Raw genomic sequence first — 16,492 nt, forward strand, 5'->3', positions numbered from 1 at the left:
AGCCGCAGGTGAGCGGCGAGATGGGTGGTACGTCTGAGCGCGTATGCCCACAGGTGTGCGTGAGGGTCCGGGTTTAGGCTCGGACCGGGGCACGAGGTGCCCCACACGCCACACAGCGACCTAAGGAACAACTGATGGAGCTCGGTCTCGTCGGCCTCGGCAAGATGGGCGGCAACATGCGCGAGCGGATCCGCCGCGCCGGCCACACCGTCGTCGGATTCGACCGCAACCCGGACCTCGCCGACGTCCACAGCCTCGAAGAGCTGGTGGGCAAGCTCAACGGCCCGCGGGTGGTCTGGGTGATGGTTCCGGCAGGCGCCGCCACCCAGTCGACCGTCGACGAGCTCGCCGAGCTGCTGGAGCCCGGCGACGTCGTGGTGGACGGCGGCAACTCCCGCTGGACGGACGACGAGAAGCACGCCGAGGAGCTCGCCGCCAAGGGCATCGGGTTCGTCGACTGCGGGGTCTCCGGGGGCGTCTGGGGCCTGGAGAACGGCTACGCGCTGATGTACGGCGGCGATGCGGAGAACGTCGCCAAGGTGCAGCCGGTCTTCGACGCGCTCAAGCCCGAGGGCGACTTCGGCGCGGTGCACGCCGGCAAGGTCGGCGCCGGCCACTTCGCCAAGATGGTCCACAACGGCATCGAGTACGCCATGATGCAGGCCTACGCCGAGGGCTGGGAGCTGCTGGAGAAGGTCGACTCGGTCACGGACGTGCGTGAGGTCTTCCGTTCCTGGCAGGAGGGCACGGTCATCCGCTCCTGGCTGCTCGACCTGGCCGTCAACGCCCTCGACGAGGACGAGCACCTCGACAAGCTGCGCGGCTTCGCCCAGGACTCCGGCGAGGGCCGGTGGACGGTCGAGGCGGCCATCGACAACGCCGTGCCGCTGCCCGCGATCACGGCCTCGCTGTTCGCGCGGTTCGCCTCCCGGCAGGACGACTCGCCGCAGATGAAGATGATCGCCGCGCTGCGCAACCAGTTCGGCGGCCACGCCGTCGAGAAGAAGTAATCCACAGGGTCGCCCCGCGATCCACAACCCTGGGGGAGGTCGGCGAACGACCATGCACGTCACGCATCTGTCGCTGGCCGACTTCCGCTCGTACGCCCGGGTCGAAGTTCCGCTCGATCCGGGCGTCACCGCTTTCGTGGGCCCCAACGGGCAGGGCAAGACGAACCTCGTCGAGGCCGTCGGCTACCTCGCCACCCTCGGCAGCCACCGGGTCTCCTCCGACGCGCCGCTGGTCCGCATGGGCGCCGACCGCGCGATCGTCCGGGCGCAGGTCAGACAGGGCGAGCGGCAGCAGCTGATCGAGCTGGAGCTGAACCCGGGCAAGGCCAACCGGGCCCGCATCAACAGGTCGTCGCAGGTCAGACCCCGTGACGTGCTGGGGATCGTACGGACCGTGCTGTTCGCGCCGGAGGATCTCGCGCTGGTGAAGGGCGACCCCGGCGAGCGGCGCCGCTTCCTCGACGAGCTGATCACCGCGCGCTCCCCGCGGATGGCGGGCGTGCGCTCGGACTACGAACGGGTGCTCAAACAGCGCAACACGCTGCTGAAGTCGGCCGCGCTCGCGCGCCGGCACGGCGGACGTTCCATGGACCTGTCGACGCTCGACGTGTGGGACCAGCACCTCGCGCGCGTGGGCGCCGAGCTGCTCGCCCGGCGCCTCGACCTGGTCGCCGCACTCCAGCCGCTCGCCGACAAGGCGTACGAGCAGCTGGCGCCGGGCGGCGGACCTGTGGCCCTGGAGTACAAGCCGTCGGCGCCGGGTGAGGCGCACACGCGTGACGACCTCTACGAGCAGCTGACGGCCGCCCTCGCGGAGGCCCGCAAGCAGGAGATCGAGCGGGGCGTCACCCTCGTCGGGCCGCACCGGGACGATCTTCTGCTCAAGCTCGGACAGCTGCCCGCCAAGGGATACGCCTCGCACGGCGAGTCCTGGTCGTACGCGCTGGCGCTGCGGCTGGCCTCGTACGACCTGCTGCGGGCGGAGGGCAACGAGCCGGTCCTCGTCCTGGACGACGTCTTCGCCGAGCTGGACGCCCGCAGGCGGGAGCGGCTTGCGGAGCTGGTCGCGCCCGGCGAGCAGGTGCTGGTGACGGCCGCGGTCGACGACGACGTGCCCCAGGTGCTCTCTGGGGCGCGGTACACGGTGTCCGAGGGGACGGTGGAGCGCGTATGAGCGCCGCCGACGGGTCCGACCCGAAGCGGGTGCCCGAACCGTCCGGCGTCGACCTCGCGCGCGTGGCGCTCAGAGCGGCGCGGGAGCAGGCACGCGCGCGCGGGGACGCGGCGCAGCAGAAGAAGCAGGTCCGGCGCGGGGCCGGGCTGCGCTCCGGGGCGCGCGCGGACGGCCGCGACCCGATGGCTCTGGGCGCCGCGATCAACCGGCTGCTCAACGAGCGCGGCTGGGAGGCTCCGGCCGCGGTGGGCGGCGTGATGGGCCGCTGGCCGCAGATCGTCGGCGAGGACGTGGCGAAGCACTGTGTGCCCGAGAGGTACGACGACGAGGAGCGGACGCTGATCGTGCGCTGTGACTCGACGGCCTGGGCGACGAACCTTCGGCTGCTCGCCCCGACGCTGGTCGCGCGGCTCAACGAGGATCTGGGGCACGGCGCGGTGCGGTTGATCAAGGTGCTGGGTCCGGGCGGCCCCGTGCGCCGCTACGGGCCCCTGAGGGCCCCCGGAAGCACCGGCCCGGGCGACACCTACGGGTGAGGTGCATCACGTCTTCGCAAGGCCGGGCGGTCCCGACGGGGCCGCCCGGCCTTCGTTTCGCGCACCCGCGCGCGGGTGCGCGCGGCGACCTGACTCCCAAGTAGCCAGGGGTTGACACCCGAAAGCGCTGAGTGCCGCTGTGAGCCTCTTGGAGCCCCCTTCCGTATATCGGGACCCGGAAGACGCCGGTTGAGGGCGGCACATGCGGACTCAGGTACCGGCAAACCCCCATCAGTGTCAGTGCTACCGGTAGACTGGAAGCCAATCCCGCCCCGAACGTGGGGACCGCCCGGGAGAAGTCGAGCAACGCTGATCAAGGCTGACCAACGCAACATGCCGCAGCCGCTCCGGCAACCCTCTCCGGAGGGGTCCCCAGAGCCTGGCTAGTGCTGTGCCAGAAAGGGCGCTTCGTGGCCGATTCCGGCAACCCCAACGAGAACATCCCGTCCACCGACGCCGGCGTGAACAGCGAGGCGAGCACCTCGAGCCACGAGGTCACCGCCTCGTACGACGCCAGCGCCATCACCGTCCTCGAGGGTCTGGACGCGGTCCGCAAGCGACCCGGTATGTACATCGGCTCGACCGGCGAGCGCGGTCTGCACCACCTGGTGTACGAGGTCGTCGACAACTCGGTCGACGAGGCCCTGGCCGGCCACGCGGACACCATCGACGTGACGATCCTCGCCGACGGCGGGGTGCGGGTCACCGACAACGGCCGAGGCATCCCGGTGGGCATCGTGGCCTCCGAGGGCAAGCCGGCCCTCGAGGTCGTGCTGACCGTGCTGCACGCGGGCGGCAAGTTCGGCGGCGGCGGCTACGCGGTCTCCGGCGGTCTGCACGGCGTCGGCGTCTCCGTCGTCAACGCCCTGTCCAGCAAGGTCGCCGTCGAGGTCCGCACCGACGGCCACCGCTGGACGCAGGACTACAAGATGGGCGTCCCCACGGCGCCGCTGGCCAAGCACGAGGCCATCGAGGACACCGGCACGTCGGTCACCTTCTGGGCCGACGCCGACATCTTCGAGACGACCGAGTACTCCTTCGAGACGCTGTCGCGGCGCTTCCAGGAGATGGCGTTCCTCAACAAGGGCTTGACGATCAAGCTCACCGACGAGCGCGAGTCGGCGAAGGCCACCGCCGGGGCGGACGAGGCGGGTGCGGACGAGAAGGACGAGGTCAAGACCGTCACGTACCACTACGAGGGCGGCATCGTCGACTTCGTGAAGTACCTCAACTCCCGCAAGGGCGAGGCGGTTCACCCGACGATCATCGACCTGGAGGCGGAGGACAAGGAGAAGAGCCTGTCCCTCGAGGTCGCCATGCAGTGGAACAGCGGTTACAGCGAGGGCGTGTACTCCTTCGCGAACATCATCCACACGCATGAGGGCGGTACGCACGAGGAGGGCTTCCGCGCGGCGCTGACCAACCTGGTCAACAAGTACGCGCGCGACAAGAAGCTGCTGCGCGAGAAGGACGACAACCTCACGGGCGACGACATCCGCGAGGGTCTGACGGCGATCATCTCGGTCAAGCTGAGCGAGCCCCAGTTCGAGGGCCAGACCAAGACCAAGCTGGGCAACACGGAGGCCAAGACCTTCGTCCAGAAGGCGGTCTACGAGCACTTGAACGACTGGCTGGACCGCAACCCGGTCGAGGCGGCGGACATCGTCCGCAAGGGCATCCAGGCGGCCACCGCGCGCGTGGCGGCCCGCAAGGCGCGCGACCTGACGCGCCGCAAGGGCCTGTTGGAGTCGGCGTCCCTGCCGGGCAAGCTGTCCGACTGCCAGTCGAACGACCCCACCAAGTGCGAGATCTTCATCGTCGAGGGCGACTCGGCCGGCGGCTCGGCCAAGTCCGGCCGCAACCCGCAGTACCAGGCGATCCTCCCGATCCGCGGCAAGATCCTCAACGTCGAGAAGGCGCGGATCGACAAGATCCTGCAGAACCAGGAGATCCAGGCGCTGATCTCCGCCTTCGGCACCGGGGTCCACGAGGACTTCGACATCGAGAAGCTCCGCTATCACAAGATCATCCTGATGGCGGACGCCGACGTCGACGGCCAGCACATCAGCACCCTGCTGCTGACCTTCCTGTTCCGCTTCATGCGGCCGCTGGTCGAGGCCGGGCACGTGTACCTCTCCCGTCCCCCGCTGTACAAGATCAAGTGGGGCCGGGACGACATCGAGTACGCGTACTCCGACCGCGAACGCGACGCACTGATCGAGATGGGCCGTCAGCGCGGCAAGCGGGTGCGCGAGGACTCCATCCAGCGCTTCAAGGGCCTCGGCGAGATGAACGCCGAGGAGCTGCGCATCACGACGATGGACCAGGAGCACCGCGTCCTCGGCCAGGTCACCCTCGACGACGCCGCCCAGGCCGACGACCTGTTCTCGGTCCTCATGGGCGAGGACGTCGAGGCGCGCCGCGCCTTCATCCAGCGCAACGCCAAGGACGTCCGCTTCCTCGACATCTGAGTCGGTCTCAGCTGACCGCGTCAGAAAGGATTCCCCCCAGCAATGACCGACGAGAACACCCCCGTCAGCCCTGAAGAGGGCGGCGACATCGTCATGCGCATCGAGCCCGTCGGGCTCGAGACGGAGATGCAGCGCTCGTACCTCGACTACGCGATGTCCGTCATCGTCTCGCGTGCGCTGCCGGACGTCCGCGACGGCCTCAAGCCCGTCCACCGCCGCGTCCTGTACGCCATGTACGACGGCGGCTACCGGCCCGAGCGCGGCTTCTACAAGTGCGCCCGCGTGGTCGGCGACGTCATGGGCAACTACCACCCGCACGGCGACAGTTCGATCTACGACGCGCTGGTGCGCCTCGCGCAGCCGTGGTCGATGCGCATGCCGCTGGTGGACTCCAACGGCAACTTCGGCTCTCCGGGCAACGACCCGGCAGCGGCCATGCGGTACACCGAGTGCAAGATGGCGCCGCTGTCGATGGAGATGGTCCGCGACATCGACGAGGAGACCGTCGACTTCACGGACAACTACGACGGCCGCTCCCAGGAGCCGACCGTCCTGCCGGCCCGTTTCCCGAACCTGCTGATCAACGGCTCGGCCGGCATCGCGGTCGGCATGGCGACCAACATCCCCTCGCACAACCTGCGCGAGGTCGCCTCCGGCGCCCAGTGGTACCTGGAGAACCCGGAGGCCTCGCACGAGGAGCTCCTGGACGCGCTGATGGAGCGCATCAAGGGCCCCGACTTCCCGACCGGCGCGCTCGTCGTGGGCCGCAAGGGCATCGAGGAGGCGTACCGCACGGGCCGCGGCTCCATCACCATGCGGGCGGTCGTCGAGGTCGAGGAGATCCAGAACCGCCAGTGCCTGGTGGTCACGGAGCTGCCCTACCAGGTCAACCCGGACAACCTCGCGCAGAAGATCGCCGACCTGGTCAAGGACGGCAAGATCGGCGGCATCGCGGACGTCCGCGACGAGACGTCCTCGCGCACGGGCCAGCGCCTGGTCATCGTGCTCAAGCGGGACGCGGTCGCCAAGGTCGTGCTGAACAACCTGTACAAGCACACCGACCTGCAGACCAACTTCGGCGCGAACATGCTGGCGCTCGTCGACGGCGTCCCGCGCACGCTGTCCCTGGACGCGTTCATCCGCCACTGGGTGGCGCACCAGATCGAGGTCGTCGTCCGCCGGACGAAGTTCCGGCTGCGCAAGGCAGAGGAGCGGGCGCACATCCTGCGCGGCCTGCTGAAGGCCCTGGACGCCATCGACGAGGTCATCGCGCTGATCCGGCGCAGCGACACCGTCGACATCGCGCGCACGGGCCTGATGGAGCTCCTGGAGATCGACGAGATCCAGGCCAACGCCATCCTCGAGATGCAGCTGCGCCGACTGGCCGCCCTGGAGCGTCAGAAGATCATCCAGGAGCACGACGAACTCCAGGCGAAGATCACCGAGTACAACGCGATCCTCGCCTCGCCGGTCCGTCAGCGCGGCATCGTCAGCGCCGAACTCGCGGCGATCGTCGAGAAGTACGGCGACGACCGCAAGACGATGCTGGTGCCCTACGACGGCGACATGTCCATCGAGGACCTGATCGCCGAGGAGGACATCGTCGTCACCGTCACGCGCGGCGGTTACGTCAAGCGCACGAAGACGGACGACTACCGGGCGCAGAAGCGCGGCGGCAAGGGCGTGCGGGGAGCGAAGCTCAAGGAAGACGACATCGTCGACCACTTCTTCGTCTCCACCACGCACCACTGGCTGCTGTTCTTCACCAACAAGGGCCGCGTCTACCGGGCGAAGGCGTACGAACTGCCGGACGCCGGGCGGGACGCGCGCGGTCAGCACGTCGCGAACCTGCTGGCCTTCCAGCCGGACGAGGCGATCGCCGAGATCCTCGCGATCCGTACCTACGAGGTGGCGCCCTATCTGATCCTGGCCACCAAGGGCGGCTTGGTGAAGAAGACGCCTCTGAAGGATTACGATTCGCCGCGCTCCGGTGGCGTCATCGCGATCAATCTCCGTGAGACGGAGGACGGTTCCGACGACGAACTGATCGGAGCCGAACTGGTCTCGGCGGATGACGACCTGCTTCTGATCAGCAAGAAGGCACAGTCGATCAGGTTCACGGCCACGGACGAAAGTCTGCGGCCCATGGGCCGTGCCACCTCGGGTGTCAAGGGCATGAGCTTCCGCGAGGGAGACCAGCTCCTCTCGATGAATGTTGTTCGACCCGGTACGTTCGTGTTCACTGCCACAGACGGCGGGTACGCGAAGCGGACCGCCGTCGACGAGTACCGCGTCCAGGGTCGCGGCGGCCTCGGCATCAAGGCCGCCAAGATCGTCGAGGACCGTGGCTCCCTCGTCGGCGCGCTGGTGGTCGAGGAGACCGACGAGATCCTCGCCATCACGCTGGGCGGCGGTGTGATTCGTACGCGAGTCAACGAGATCAGGGAGACCGGCCGTGACACCATGGGCGTTCAACTGATCAACCTGGGCAAGCGCGATGCCGTCGTCGGCATCGCCCGTAACGCCGAGGCGGGGCGCGAGGCGGAAGAGGTCGACGGCGGGATCGCCGTGGACGACACCGCCGAGGCGGCCACGACCGCCGGCACGGACGAGGGTGAGTCGCCCTCGGCCGAGTAGCACGAGGAGAGAGTCATCGTGAGCGGAGCCACGGGCGCCGGTACGTCTGCCGGCACGGGCAAGAACGGCGGCGGCCGTGGCTCCGCCGCGTCGGCGGGGGACGCGCGGACGACCGACGCGCGGGGCGCGGGGGGCGCCGAGGGGCGTGCGGCCGACACCCACACCACCCAGCTGAAGGCCATCAAGGCCCCCGCCGCCGACTCCCCCTCGCCCTCCACCGGCCCGCGGCCGCCCAAGGGATCCCCGGGATCCTCCGGCGCGCAGGCCGTCCAGACCTCTCAGGCAGGATCCAAGAGCCCTCAGGGGACTCAGGGGGGAACCGTGACGGACACCCGAGGCGCGCAGAGCAAGCAGGAGGCGTCGCCGCTTCCCGGCGAGCGGCAGGCGCAGCAGCCCTCCGGGCCCTACCACCCGCCGCAGGCCTATCCCACCCAGGCGCCTCCGGCGGCCGACGCCGTACGCCGGCCCCGGACGGGCGCCCGCACCACGCCCCGCGTGCGCAAGGCGCGGCTGCGCGTGGCGAAGGCCGACCCGTGGTCGGTGATGAAGGTGAGCTTCCTGCTCTCCATCGCGCTGGGCATCTGCACGATCGTCGCGGCGGCCATGCTGTGGATGGTCATGGATGCCATGGGCGTGTTCTCGACGGTAGGCGGCACCATCTCGGAGGCGACCGGCTCGAACGAGTCGAACGGCTTCGACCTGCAGTCGTTCCTGTCGCTCCCCCACGTCCTGATGTTCACGTCGATCATCGCGGTCATCGACGTCGTCCTCGCGACGGCCCTCGCGACGCTCGGCGCGTTCATCTACAACCTCTCCGCGGGCTTCGTCGGAGGCGTCGAGCTGACCCTCGCAGAGGACGAGTGACCTCGCTCGTCAGCACGGTCCCGCACCCCGGCCGAGGCCCCGTGAGTATCGATTTTGGGACTGCCCGCGTCGTGCGCTAATCTTCAGGAGTCAGCGCGCGGGACACACTCCGCAGAGCGCGGCGGGGCTATAGCTCAGTTGGTTAGAGCGCATCCCTGATAAGGATGAGGCCACAGGTTCAAATCCTGTTAGCCCCACCAGCACGAAGACCCCCGACCGATCATGGTCGGGGGTCTTCGGCATGGGGAGCGTCCGACGTTGTGGACGCAGACGAACAGCACGGACTGGCGTCCTGTCGGATTGCCATGGCGGGGTGTCCTTCCGGAACGGGCGTGTCAGGCGCCTGTGGGGCGGCGGCGGATTCCCTCGCCTCAGCCGGTCTACGTGGTCAAGGCCGACGACGACACGCTCGGCAAGAGCGCCGACTCCGACGGCGCGGGTGCCGGTTGCTGCACCGGGCAGGCCGCAGCGCAGGACGCCCCGGCGAGCGCAGGGTGCGCCTGCCGCTGAGCGCGCCGTCAAGGGCGCGGCCGCTGCCGGGCGCGGTCGGTTCGGCGCGCAGGGATCGGGCGCAGGGACGGCGCGCAGGGCGGTGAGGGCGTGCAGGGCGGGGAAGGGCGGGAAATGGGTGGGGGCACGGCGAAGGCCCGGTGGCTCCTGGGGAGCTGCCGGGCCTGCTCGTGCGGGCTGTACGCAAGTTCGCCGTCACGTCGGGGTGTGGCGGGGGGCTCAGTTCTGCTGGGGGGCGGCCGGCGCGGCGGGGTCCTCGGGGGTGCAGGACGTCGTGTGATCGGCTGCTTCCGTGTCCGGCAGGCCGTGGTGGCGGCAGCTGGGGGACTTGCCGTGCGCCTCGGCGCGGATGCGCTGTTTCATCGTGGGGGGCAGGGAGCGGGCCTGGGACCAGAGCCAGTGTGACGACGACGCCGTCAGCCGGGCCGGCTCCTGTGCGGAGCCGAAGCTCTCCGCGCTGCGTGACGGCTCGGTCAGGGCCGCGGCCGTCGCGGCGGTCGTCGTGATGAGTCCGAGCGCCGTGCACAGCGCGAGGAAGGCGGTGACGATGGCGGTCCACAGCTTCATGACGCGGTTGTCGGTCATGGCCCCTCACTTTCAGGTTGGGCGATTTGCGTACTTTCCTCATGATGTGTATGGAGGCCGCGAAGTGGTGGACCGACGCTCGCGGCGTGGCGTTGTTCCGATGAACACCACTCGGATGGGTGCAAGAGCGGAGAAAGAGGCAGGAAAGGCGATCTATAGGAACGAGCACGGGCGAAAGTGACCCCCTGTGGAGATGTGATCACCCTCCGATCGGAGTGGTTCGATCCGCTTCTACTGGGCTGCCGAAGGCGGGAGTTGAGGGGCGGACGCAGGTCACCGATCGGTCTCGGCCGGTGTGTATAGTCGGGCGCCAGAGATCCCCTACGCCAAGGAAAGACGAGGTAGCGCGGTGAAGAAGCTTCTCCTGGTCGCACTGGCCGCCATCGGCGGGCTCCTCGTGTACCGCCAGATCCAGGCGGACCGCGCCGAGCAGGATCTGTGGACGGAGGCGACCGACTCCGTGCCCACGGGTTCCTGAGTACCGATACCGAAGACTGAGCAGACCCCGGCCGCAGCTCGCGGTCGGGGTCTTGTGTTGCGGAACCCCAGGACTGCGGATACGGGCTGCCGAAGACGGGCTTTTCGGACGCCCGTAGGCAATGCACGGGTGCCACGCGCGCGTGCCGGGCAGGATGGCCCACGTTCGGTCCAAGGGGAGGGGGCGGCGTTGATGACCCGGCGTGCGGGGCGTGGAAGTGCCGGGACGGCCCGGTGGCGGGCCGTCGTGCGGACCGCCACCGTGGGAGCGGTTCTGTGCGCGGCCCCGGCGGCGCTTCCCGGACCGGCTGCGACGACCGCGAGGGCTGCGACGGCCACGCCGGACGCGCCCAGGGCGCCGGACGCCCCGGCCTACGCCTTCGCGGACGACGTCCGTTCCGCCCCCGCGGCCACGGGCACCACCGGCGCCGTGGGCCTGGAACCCGGCGCGACCTACCGCAGCTCCCTCGAGGGCCAGGAGAAGGCCTACTACCGCCTCGAACTCGACGGCACGTCCAACGCGTACGTCGCCGTCACGGCCGTGCCCCACGCGGACACCGTCCTGACCGTCGGCGACGGCATCAGCGTCTCCGTGCAGAACGCCGACGGCGCGTCCTGCTCCCGCGACACCGCGACCGTCGGGGCGTCCAAGAGCCCTCAGCCGATCACCGCGTGGGGTGCGCGCGAGCTCCTTCCCGGCAAGGGGCTGTGCCAGAAGGCCGGGACGTACTACGTGGTCGTGGCGCGCACCGGCGTCCACCCTGACAGCGGCAGCGGTCGCGGCAGCGATGGCGGCGGCATCGGCGCGGGCGCCGGCGGCGAGGAGACGGCTCCCGCCGCCGTGCCCTGGGAGCTGGAGCTGGCCCCCGTCTCCGAGCCCGCCCTGCGGAAGACGGCCGCCACACGCGTGCCCGAGGCGTGGGACTCCGCGACGCCCACGCCACCCGTCGGCGAGCCGGTGGCCGTTCGGGGCGGAGCCGGCTTCACCCGGGCCACCGCCGTGCGGCAGGGCGTCTGGCGCGACGAGATCGTCCCCGGCCAGACCCTCTTCTACAAGGTGCCCGTGGACTGGGGCCGCCAGGTGTCCGCCGCGGTCGACCTGGGAAGCGCCGACAAGGACTCGGGCTATGTGGTCGACGCCCTGGACATGACGCTCTACAACCCGGTGCGAGCCGAGGTCAAAGGCACCGCCGAGGGGTACGGCGGCACCCAGAAGTCGACGGCCCTGCCCCCGCTCCCGCCGGTCGGGTACGCCAACCGCTTCGCCTCCACCACCTCCACCAAGTCCCTGCGGTTCGCCGGCGCGTACTACCTGGTGGTGCACCTCGCGGCCCAGGTGGGCGACCGGTTCGGGGACGGCCCCTACGGGCTGACCCTGCGGGTCCGGGTCGGTGGCCGGACACAGGACGGCCCGGGGTACGCGGCGCGGTCGGCGCCGCGCGGGGTCTTCGACGTCGGCGCCCCGGACCCGGAGCCGGAGGCGGCCGGAAGAACGAGCACCGTCGACGCGTCGCGCAGCGGGACGCCGGGCGGCGATCCGGCGATGAAGGCGGTGGCGGTCGGCGGCATCGGCGCCGGCAGTCTGCTGCTCACGGTGCTCGGGGTCTGGACCCTGACCGCGCGGCGCCGGGCCGCGGCTCAGACGCGGGCCAGCGCCCAGAACCCCACCGCGTAACAGGCCAGCGCGAGCAGCAGCAGGGGCACCGCGACCTGCACCGGCGGCCCGGGTCGTCCCCGGCGGGCGGCGCGATGCCCCCGGCGCCCGGTCTGCGACGAAGCCGCCTGCGCCGCAGGTGCGTGCTGCACGTGTTGCACGTGTTGTGGGTGCTGTACGTGATGCACGTGTTGTGGGTGCTGCAGGGGCCGGGAGTCCTGTGCGGTGTACGAGACGGTCGAGGAGGTGTCGGCCCGCGGCTCACGAGTGGGCAGGGCGAACGTGGTCTCGTACGCGGGCTGACGCGGGGGCTGGTACGGGGGCTGGTGGTACGCCGAGGCGGGGGAGAGGGGCGGTGGCGTGTGCCCGGGAGGACGGGGCGCGGGGGACTGCCCGGAGGCCTGATCGGAGGCCTGATCGGACGCAGGCGGGGAGGGGAACGAGCCGGTCGTCGGCTGCGGAGGCGGCAGCGGGAAGCTGCCGGTGTCCGACATCGACGGGGAGTACGAGGGAGCCGGCGAGGGGGTCGGGGTGGGCTCGGGAGCCGGCACGGCCGCGGCAGCGGGACCGGGAGCGGGCGAAGGACCAGGAGCGTGCGAAGGACCGGGAAGGTGCGCGGGGCCGGACGGCGGGGCGGCGGGCCGGGGCGGCGCCTGAGCGGGCGGGGTGGGCGGCCGCGACGGCACGGACGTGGCGTTCGACCGGGCGGGATCCGGTGGTCCGGCGGGACGGGACGCGGGGTTCCCGGGACGGGTGGTCGAGTCACCGGACCGGGGCGCGGGACCGTCGGGTCCGAACCCCTTGGGCAGCGGCCCGAGTTGGTCGAAGATCTCGATCAGCTCGTCGTCCGGTCCCGGCTCCGGAAGGAGTTCGGCGGCCGCCGCGAGGGCCTTGCGCGCCCCCGTGGCCGTACGGAAGCGCGCCTGCGGGTCCGGCTGCAGCAGGGTGGCCACGACCTGCCACAGGGGGTCGGGGACGTTCTTGGGCGCGCCCGGCGTTCCGTGGTCCGCGAAGTATTCGACCAGGGCCTTGGCGTCCGGCTTGGCCCCCTCGAGCAGGTACAGCGCGACCAGTCCGACCGCGAACAGGTCGGCCGGGAAGTCGGGGTCGGCGCCCAGCATCTGCTCGGGTGCGAGGTAACCCGGCGTCCCCACCACCAGGTCGGTGTCGGTCAGCCGGGGCTCGCCCAGCCGCATCGCGATGCCGAAGTCGGAGAGTCTGAGGCGAGGCCGACCCGTCCCGGTGGCCTCCAGCAGAATGTTGGCGGGCTTGATGTCGCGGTGCACGACGCCTTCCGCGTGAACGGCGGCGAGCCCGGAGAGGAGCTGGTCGAGCAGCGTGCACACGAACACCGGCGGCAGCGGACCGTAGTCGCCGACGAGGTGGGCCAGCGAACCGCCGGCCACCAGATCCATGGTGAACAGCACCTTGTCGTCGTCGGCCGCCCAGCTGGCCGGCGCGAGCACATGAGGATGGTCGATCCGCAGCGCCTGTTCGCGTACGAAGCGCAGCAGCGCGTGCGCGTCGCTCTGCTGGAGCACCTTGGCGGCGACGTAACGGCGGCGGCGGTGGTCCCAGGCGCGCCAGACCGCGCCGACCCCTCCGCGGCCGATCGGGTCGGCCAGTTCGTACCGTGCGGCGAAGACCTCACCCATGGCTGTGCGTCGCTCCTCCCCCCGCCCCTACGGGTTCTCCCCCTTGCTACCCCCGTGGCGGGCGATACGACCCCCGTGTCCCCCGTGGACTTCACGAGCCCCGTTCGTCCCCGCGTATGCCCCGTGTCCCCCGTGCCCCGCGTGTCCCCCGTCACGTGGTGCCGTTCCCGGTGCTTCCCGGTGCTGACCTTCAGTGCCGGCTGCCGCCCCCGCGAGCTGCCGACCTCCCGGCTGCCGAACCCCCTTCGGCTACCGGGGTCCGCGCTCAGCTCTGGTGGGACTGGTAGTGCGTCACTGCGTCGGAGGTGCGGCCGGCCCCGTACACCCGGAGAAACTCCGCCAGTTCGGGGTGGCTCGTGGCGAGTGTGTCGGCGGCGTCGATGATGTCGCCGGCGGCGGCCACCGAGCGCAGCAGCGACTGGATCTCGCGGACCACCCGCTTCACCGTGGGCGCTCCCGAACTGGTCGTCGACTGTGTGGCGTTGCTGAGCACCGATCCCCCCTGCGACCGTTTGATCTCGTCCATGCGCTCGGTCGCCTCGGCGGCGCTGACGCTGCCGTCCGCGACCTGTGCGGCCAACTCCTGGAGCAGCTGCACCCGCTGCACCACGGCCGGATTGCCGATCTTCGCCCGCTGACCGCTCATCAGCTGCGACAGCATCGGCGCCGACAGTCCCAACACCCCCGCGAGACGAGCCTGGTTGAGACCAAGATCGTCGATGAGCTTACGGAAGAGCGCCCCCAGCGGCTCCCCGTACCAGTTCCGCTGCAGTTCCCGCGCTCTCGCGGTCGCTTCCTGCTGTGCGGCGTCCATTGCGTCTCCCCATCGCTTCCCCAGAAACCGCGGTTCGCTGTAGCGAACCACGTCCGAGCATCTTACGGAGAGTGGTCATCCGCGGGGACCCCCAATCTTTTTGCGAGATACCCCCCGTGACCCGGTACTCTGGTCTGCGGCGCCCGCCGGGACGAGCTCGATCCGGTCGGACGTCACTTTCCGGGGCCTTAGCTCAGTTGGTAGAGCGCTGTCTTTGCATGGCAGATGTCAGGGGTTCGACTCCCCTAGGCTCCACAACAAAGACCCCTCCCACCTGCGGTGACGCAGGTGGGAGGGGTCTTTCGTCGTACGGGGGCGCGGTGTCGGAGCCGGGCGCGGACGCCGGCCGGCCACCACCCGGTGGTCGGGCGGCGTCCGCGCCCGGTTACCGGACGGCGGTCCGCTCAGCTGCGGTCGTCGCGGTCAGCGGCTTCCTCCTCGGCCTGCTTGGCCTGGACCTCGGGGTCGAGAACGGCCGGATCGACACTGCCGTCCACCGAGGTCAGGGTGGTGCCCGAGGCAGGCACCTCCGTGGCCGCCGGCGGCTCGACGAGCCAGTCCGGGTTGGCCTGCTTGTCCCACCAGCGATAGGCCGCGTACGCGCCGCCGGCGACGGCGGCCAGCACGGCCAGCGCCTTGGCGAGCTTGCCCGCCTTGGCGCGCCGCCGGTGCTTGCGCACCAGCTTCTCGATCTCCTTCGGCGTCACCTGACCGCGCAGGGCGGCCAGCGCGGCGGTGCCGCGGGCGGCCGCTTCGTCCTTCACGGGGCCGGCCGCGGCCACCGCCTGTTCGATCTTCGGCCGGGAATAGTCGGCCGCCTGCCGGGCGGCAAGGCGGGTGCGGACGGCCGCTTCGTGCGCGGCCAGGTCGACCTTCGGCGGGACGTGCGTCAGGGCCTGCTCCAGGCGCGGGGCGACGTGGGCGCCGTACTGCACGCGGGCCTGTTCTGCGGCCAGCGACACCTTGGGCGCGAGCCGTACACGGGCCTCATGCGCGTAGAGCGCGGCCCGTTCCTTGGCCGTATCGGCGTAGGGCGCCACCACTTCCGCGGCGTGCAGCACGCTTCCCTTCGCCGAGCCGGTCGCGGCGCGCACGCTGTCGATGCGGGTCACGGGTTCCTCCTCCTCGGTGGCGTACGGTATTTCGACTTTCCACCCTTTTACGGATCATGCCTGCCGAGTGCGGTCCCGGCATGTGCGGGCGGGCATACGGGTGCTGATCACGTGCGATAGCGGACGTATTCAGGACACAGTCGAGGCAATGGCGACAGAGGTTCGACAGAACGACAAAACCGACGATGCCACGGATCGGCCCCGCTCGCTCCCGTCCCGGAGGACTCGGAGGCGTTTTCCGTACGGAAGCGTCGGTTGCGGACCCGGACGGACCCGAACGGACCCCGATGGACCGTCCCGGGCACCGTGAGGACCAGGACGGTCCCGGGAGGACCCGGGGCCGGCGGTTCGGCTTTCGCCGGCCCTGACCGTGCGAGGATCGGGGGGTCACAGGAAGACGACGGAAGGCAGATCAAGATCGTGGCCGAGCACCTGTACGCCACCCTGAAGACCAACGTCGGCGACATCGAGATCCGGCTCTTCCCGGACCATGCCCCCAAGACGGTCAAGAACTTCGTGGAGCTCGCCACCGGCGAGCGCGAGTGGGTCAACCCCAAGACGGGCGTGAGGTCGTCGGCCAGGCTGTACGACGGCACCGTCTTCCACCGGGTGATCAGCGGATTCATGATCCAGGGCGGCGACCCGCTCGGCAACGGCACCGGTGACCCCGGCTACCAGTTCGCGGACGAGTTCCACCCGGAACTGCGGTTCGACCGGCCCTACCTGCTGGCCATGGCCAACTCCGGCCCGGGCACCAACGGCTCGCAGTTCTTCATCACCGTCTCCCCGACGGCCTGGCTGACCCGCAAGCACACCATCTTCGGCGAGGTCACGGACGCCGCCGGCCAGAAGGTCGTCGACGCCATCGCGACGGTCCAGACCAACCCGCGCACCGAGCGTCCGCTGAAGGACATCGTCATCGACTCGGTCGTCGTGGAGCGCCGCACGACCTGAGTCCGGATGCGCGGTGGGCCTTCGGGAACCAAACGCCCT

Annotated in this window: 13 protein-coding genes and 2 tRNA genes; 11 read left to right on the top strand and 4 right to left on the bottom strand. The window is 70.5% G+C overall.

What is annotated here, in order from left to right; all coding sequences use genetic code 11:
- The first annotated feature begins 134 nt into the window (after positions 1-134).
- The 7 genes from gnd to ACN6LD_RS07520 all read left to right on the top strand — a co-directional run bounded on the left by gnd (position 135) and on the right by ACN6LD_RS07520 (position 8,892).
- Positions 135-1,010 (top strand): phosphogluconate dehydrogenase (NAD(+)-dependent, decarboxylating), encoded by an 876-nt coding sequence (gene gnd, locus ACN6LD_RS07490; RefSeq protein WP_319188075.1) that lies wholly within the window; start codon positions 135-137, stop codon positions 1,008-1,010.
- 52 nt (positions 1,011-1,062) lie between these two features.
- Positions 1,063-2,184 (top strand): DNA replication/repair protein RecF, encoded by a 1,122-nt coding sequence (recF, locus tag ACN6LD_RS07495; RefSeq protein ID WP_445042736.1) that lies wholly within the window; start codon positions 1,063-1,065, stop codon positions 2,182-2,184.
- Positions 2,181-2,720 carry a DUF721 domain-containing protein gene (locus tag ACN6LD_RS07500; RefSeq protein WP_445042737.1) on the top strand — a complete coding sequence of 180 codons (540 nt, stop codon included), beginning with the start codon at positions 2,181-2,183 and terminating at the stop codon, positions 2,718-2,720. Before recF ends, ACN6LD_RS07500 begins: the two co-directional genes overlap by 4 nt.
- Before the next feature lie 410 nt (positions 2,721-3,130).
- Positions 3,131-5,191 (top strand): DNA topoisomerase (ATP-hydrolyzing) subunit B, encoded by a 2,061-nt coding sequence (gyrB, locus tag ACN6LD_RS07505; protein ID WP_319188080.1) that lies wholly within the window; start codon positions 3,131-3,133, stop codon positions 5,189-5,191.
- A 42-nt stretch (positions 5,192-5,233) separates the two neighbouring features.
- Positions 5,234-7,828, top strand: a complete 2,595-nt coding sequence (gene gyrA / locus ACN6LD_RS07510) for a DNA gyrase subunit A (RefSeq protein WP_057576644.1) — start codon at positions 5,234-5,236, stop codon at positions 7,826-7,828.
- 18 nt (positions 7,829-7,846) lie between these two features.
- Positions 7,847-8,692, top strand: a complete 846-nt coding sequence (locus tag ACN6LD_RS07515) for a DUF3566 domain-containing protein (protein WP_445042738.1) — start codon at positions 7,847-7,849, stop codon at positions 8,690-8,692.
- A gap of 123 nt (positions 8,693-8,815) precedes the next feature.
- Positions 8,816-8,892: transfer RNA gene (locus ACN6LD_RS07520), tRNA-Ile, on the top strand.
- A gap of 529 nt (positions 8,893-9,421) precedes the next feature.
- On the opposite strand, the gene ACN6LD_RS07525 is transcribed toward ACN6LD_RS07520, so the two are convergent.
- Entirely contained in the window at positions 9,422-9,787 is a 366-nt protein-coding gene (locus ACN6LD_RS07525) for a DUF6344 domain-containing protein (protein WP_445042739.1), read from the bottom strand.
- A gap of 349 nt (positions 9,788-10,136) precedes the next feature.
- Here ACN6LD_RS07525 and ACN6LD_RS07530 point away from each other — a divergent pair, with 349 nt between their 5' ends.
- Positions 10,137-10,265, top strand: coding sequence for a DLW-39 family protein (locus ACN6LD_RS07530; protein ID WP_003999697.1), 129 nt, complete (start codon positions 10,137-10,139; stop codon positions 10,263-10,265).
- A 261-nt stretch (positions 10,266-10,526) separates the two neighbouring features.
- Positions 10,527-11,939: a hypothetical protein gene (locus tag ACN6LD_RS07535; RefSeq protein ID WP_445042740.1), complete on the top strand. Its 1,413-nt coding sequence runs from the start codon at positions 10,527-10,529 to the stop codon at positions 11,937-11,939.
- Here the strand turns inward: ACN6LD_RS07535 and ACN6LD_RS07540 are convergent.
- The gene (locus tag ACN6LD_RS07540; protein WP_445042741.1) at positions 11,903-13,573 is read right to left on the bottom strand and encodes a serine/threonine-protein kinase; all 1,671 of its coding nucleotides are present in this window, start codon (positions 13,571-13,573) and stop codon (positions 11,903-11,905) included. The genes ACN6LD_RS07535 and ACN6LD_RS07540 overlap by 37 nt on opposite strands.
- Before the next feature lie 265 nt (positions 13,574-13,838).
- On the bottom strand, positions 13,839-14,387 hold the full coding sequence (locus tag ACN6LD_RS07545; RefSeq protein ID WP_319193542.1) for a helix-turn-helix domain-containing protein: 549 nt from the start codon (positions 14,385-14,387) through the stop codon (positions 13,839-13,841).
- A 182-nt stretch (positions 14,388-14,569) separates the two neighbouring features.
- Between ACN6LD_RS07545 and ACN6LD_RS07550 the strand changes: the two genes are divergently transcribed.
- Positions 14,570-14,642 (top strand) — tRNA-Ala (locus tag ACN6LD_RS07550).
- A 149-nt stretch (positions 14,643-14,791) separates the two neighbouring features.
- Here ACN6LD_RS07550 and ACN6LD_RS07555 read toward each other — a convergent pair.
- On the bottom strand, positions 14,792-15,499 hold the full coding sequence (locus tag ACN6LD_RS07555; protein ID WP_445042742.1) for a DUF5324 family protein: 708 nt from the start codon (positions 15,497-15,499) through the stop codon (positions 14,792-14,794).
- Positions 15,500-15,919: 420 nt separating this feature from the next.
- Here ACN6LD_RS07555 and ACN6LD_RS07560 point away from each other — a divergent pair, with 420 nt between their 5' ends.
- Entirely contained in the window at positions 15,920-16,453 is a 534-nt protein-coding gene (locus ACN6LD_RS07560; protein WP_319193540.1) for a peptidylprolyl isomerase, read from the top strand.
- The last annotated feature ends 39 nt before the right edge of the window (positions 16,454-16,492 follow it).

This window comes from Streptomyces sp. SAS_272, assembly GCF_052543235.1.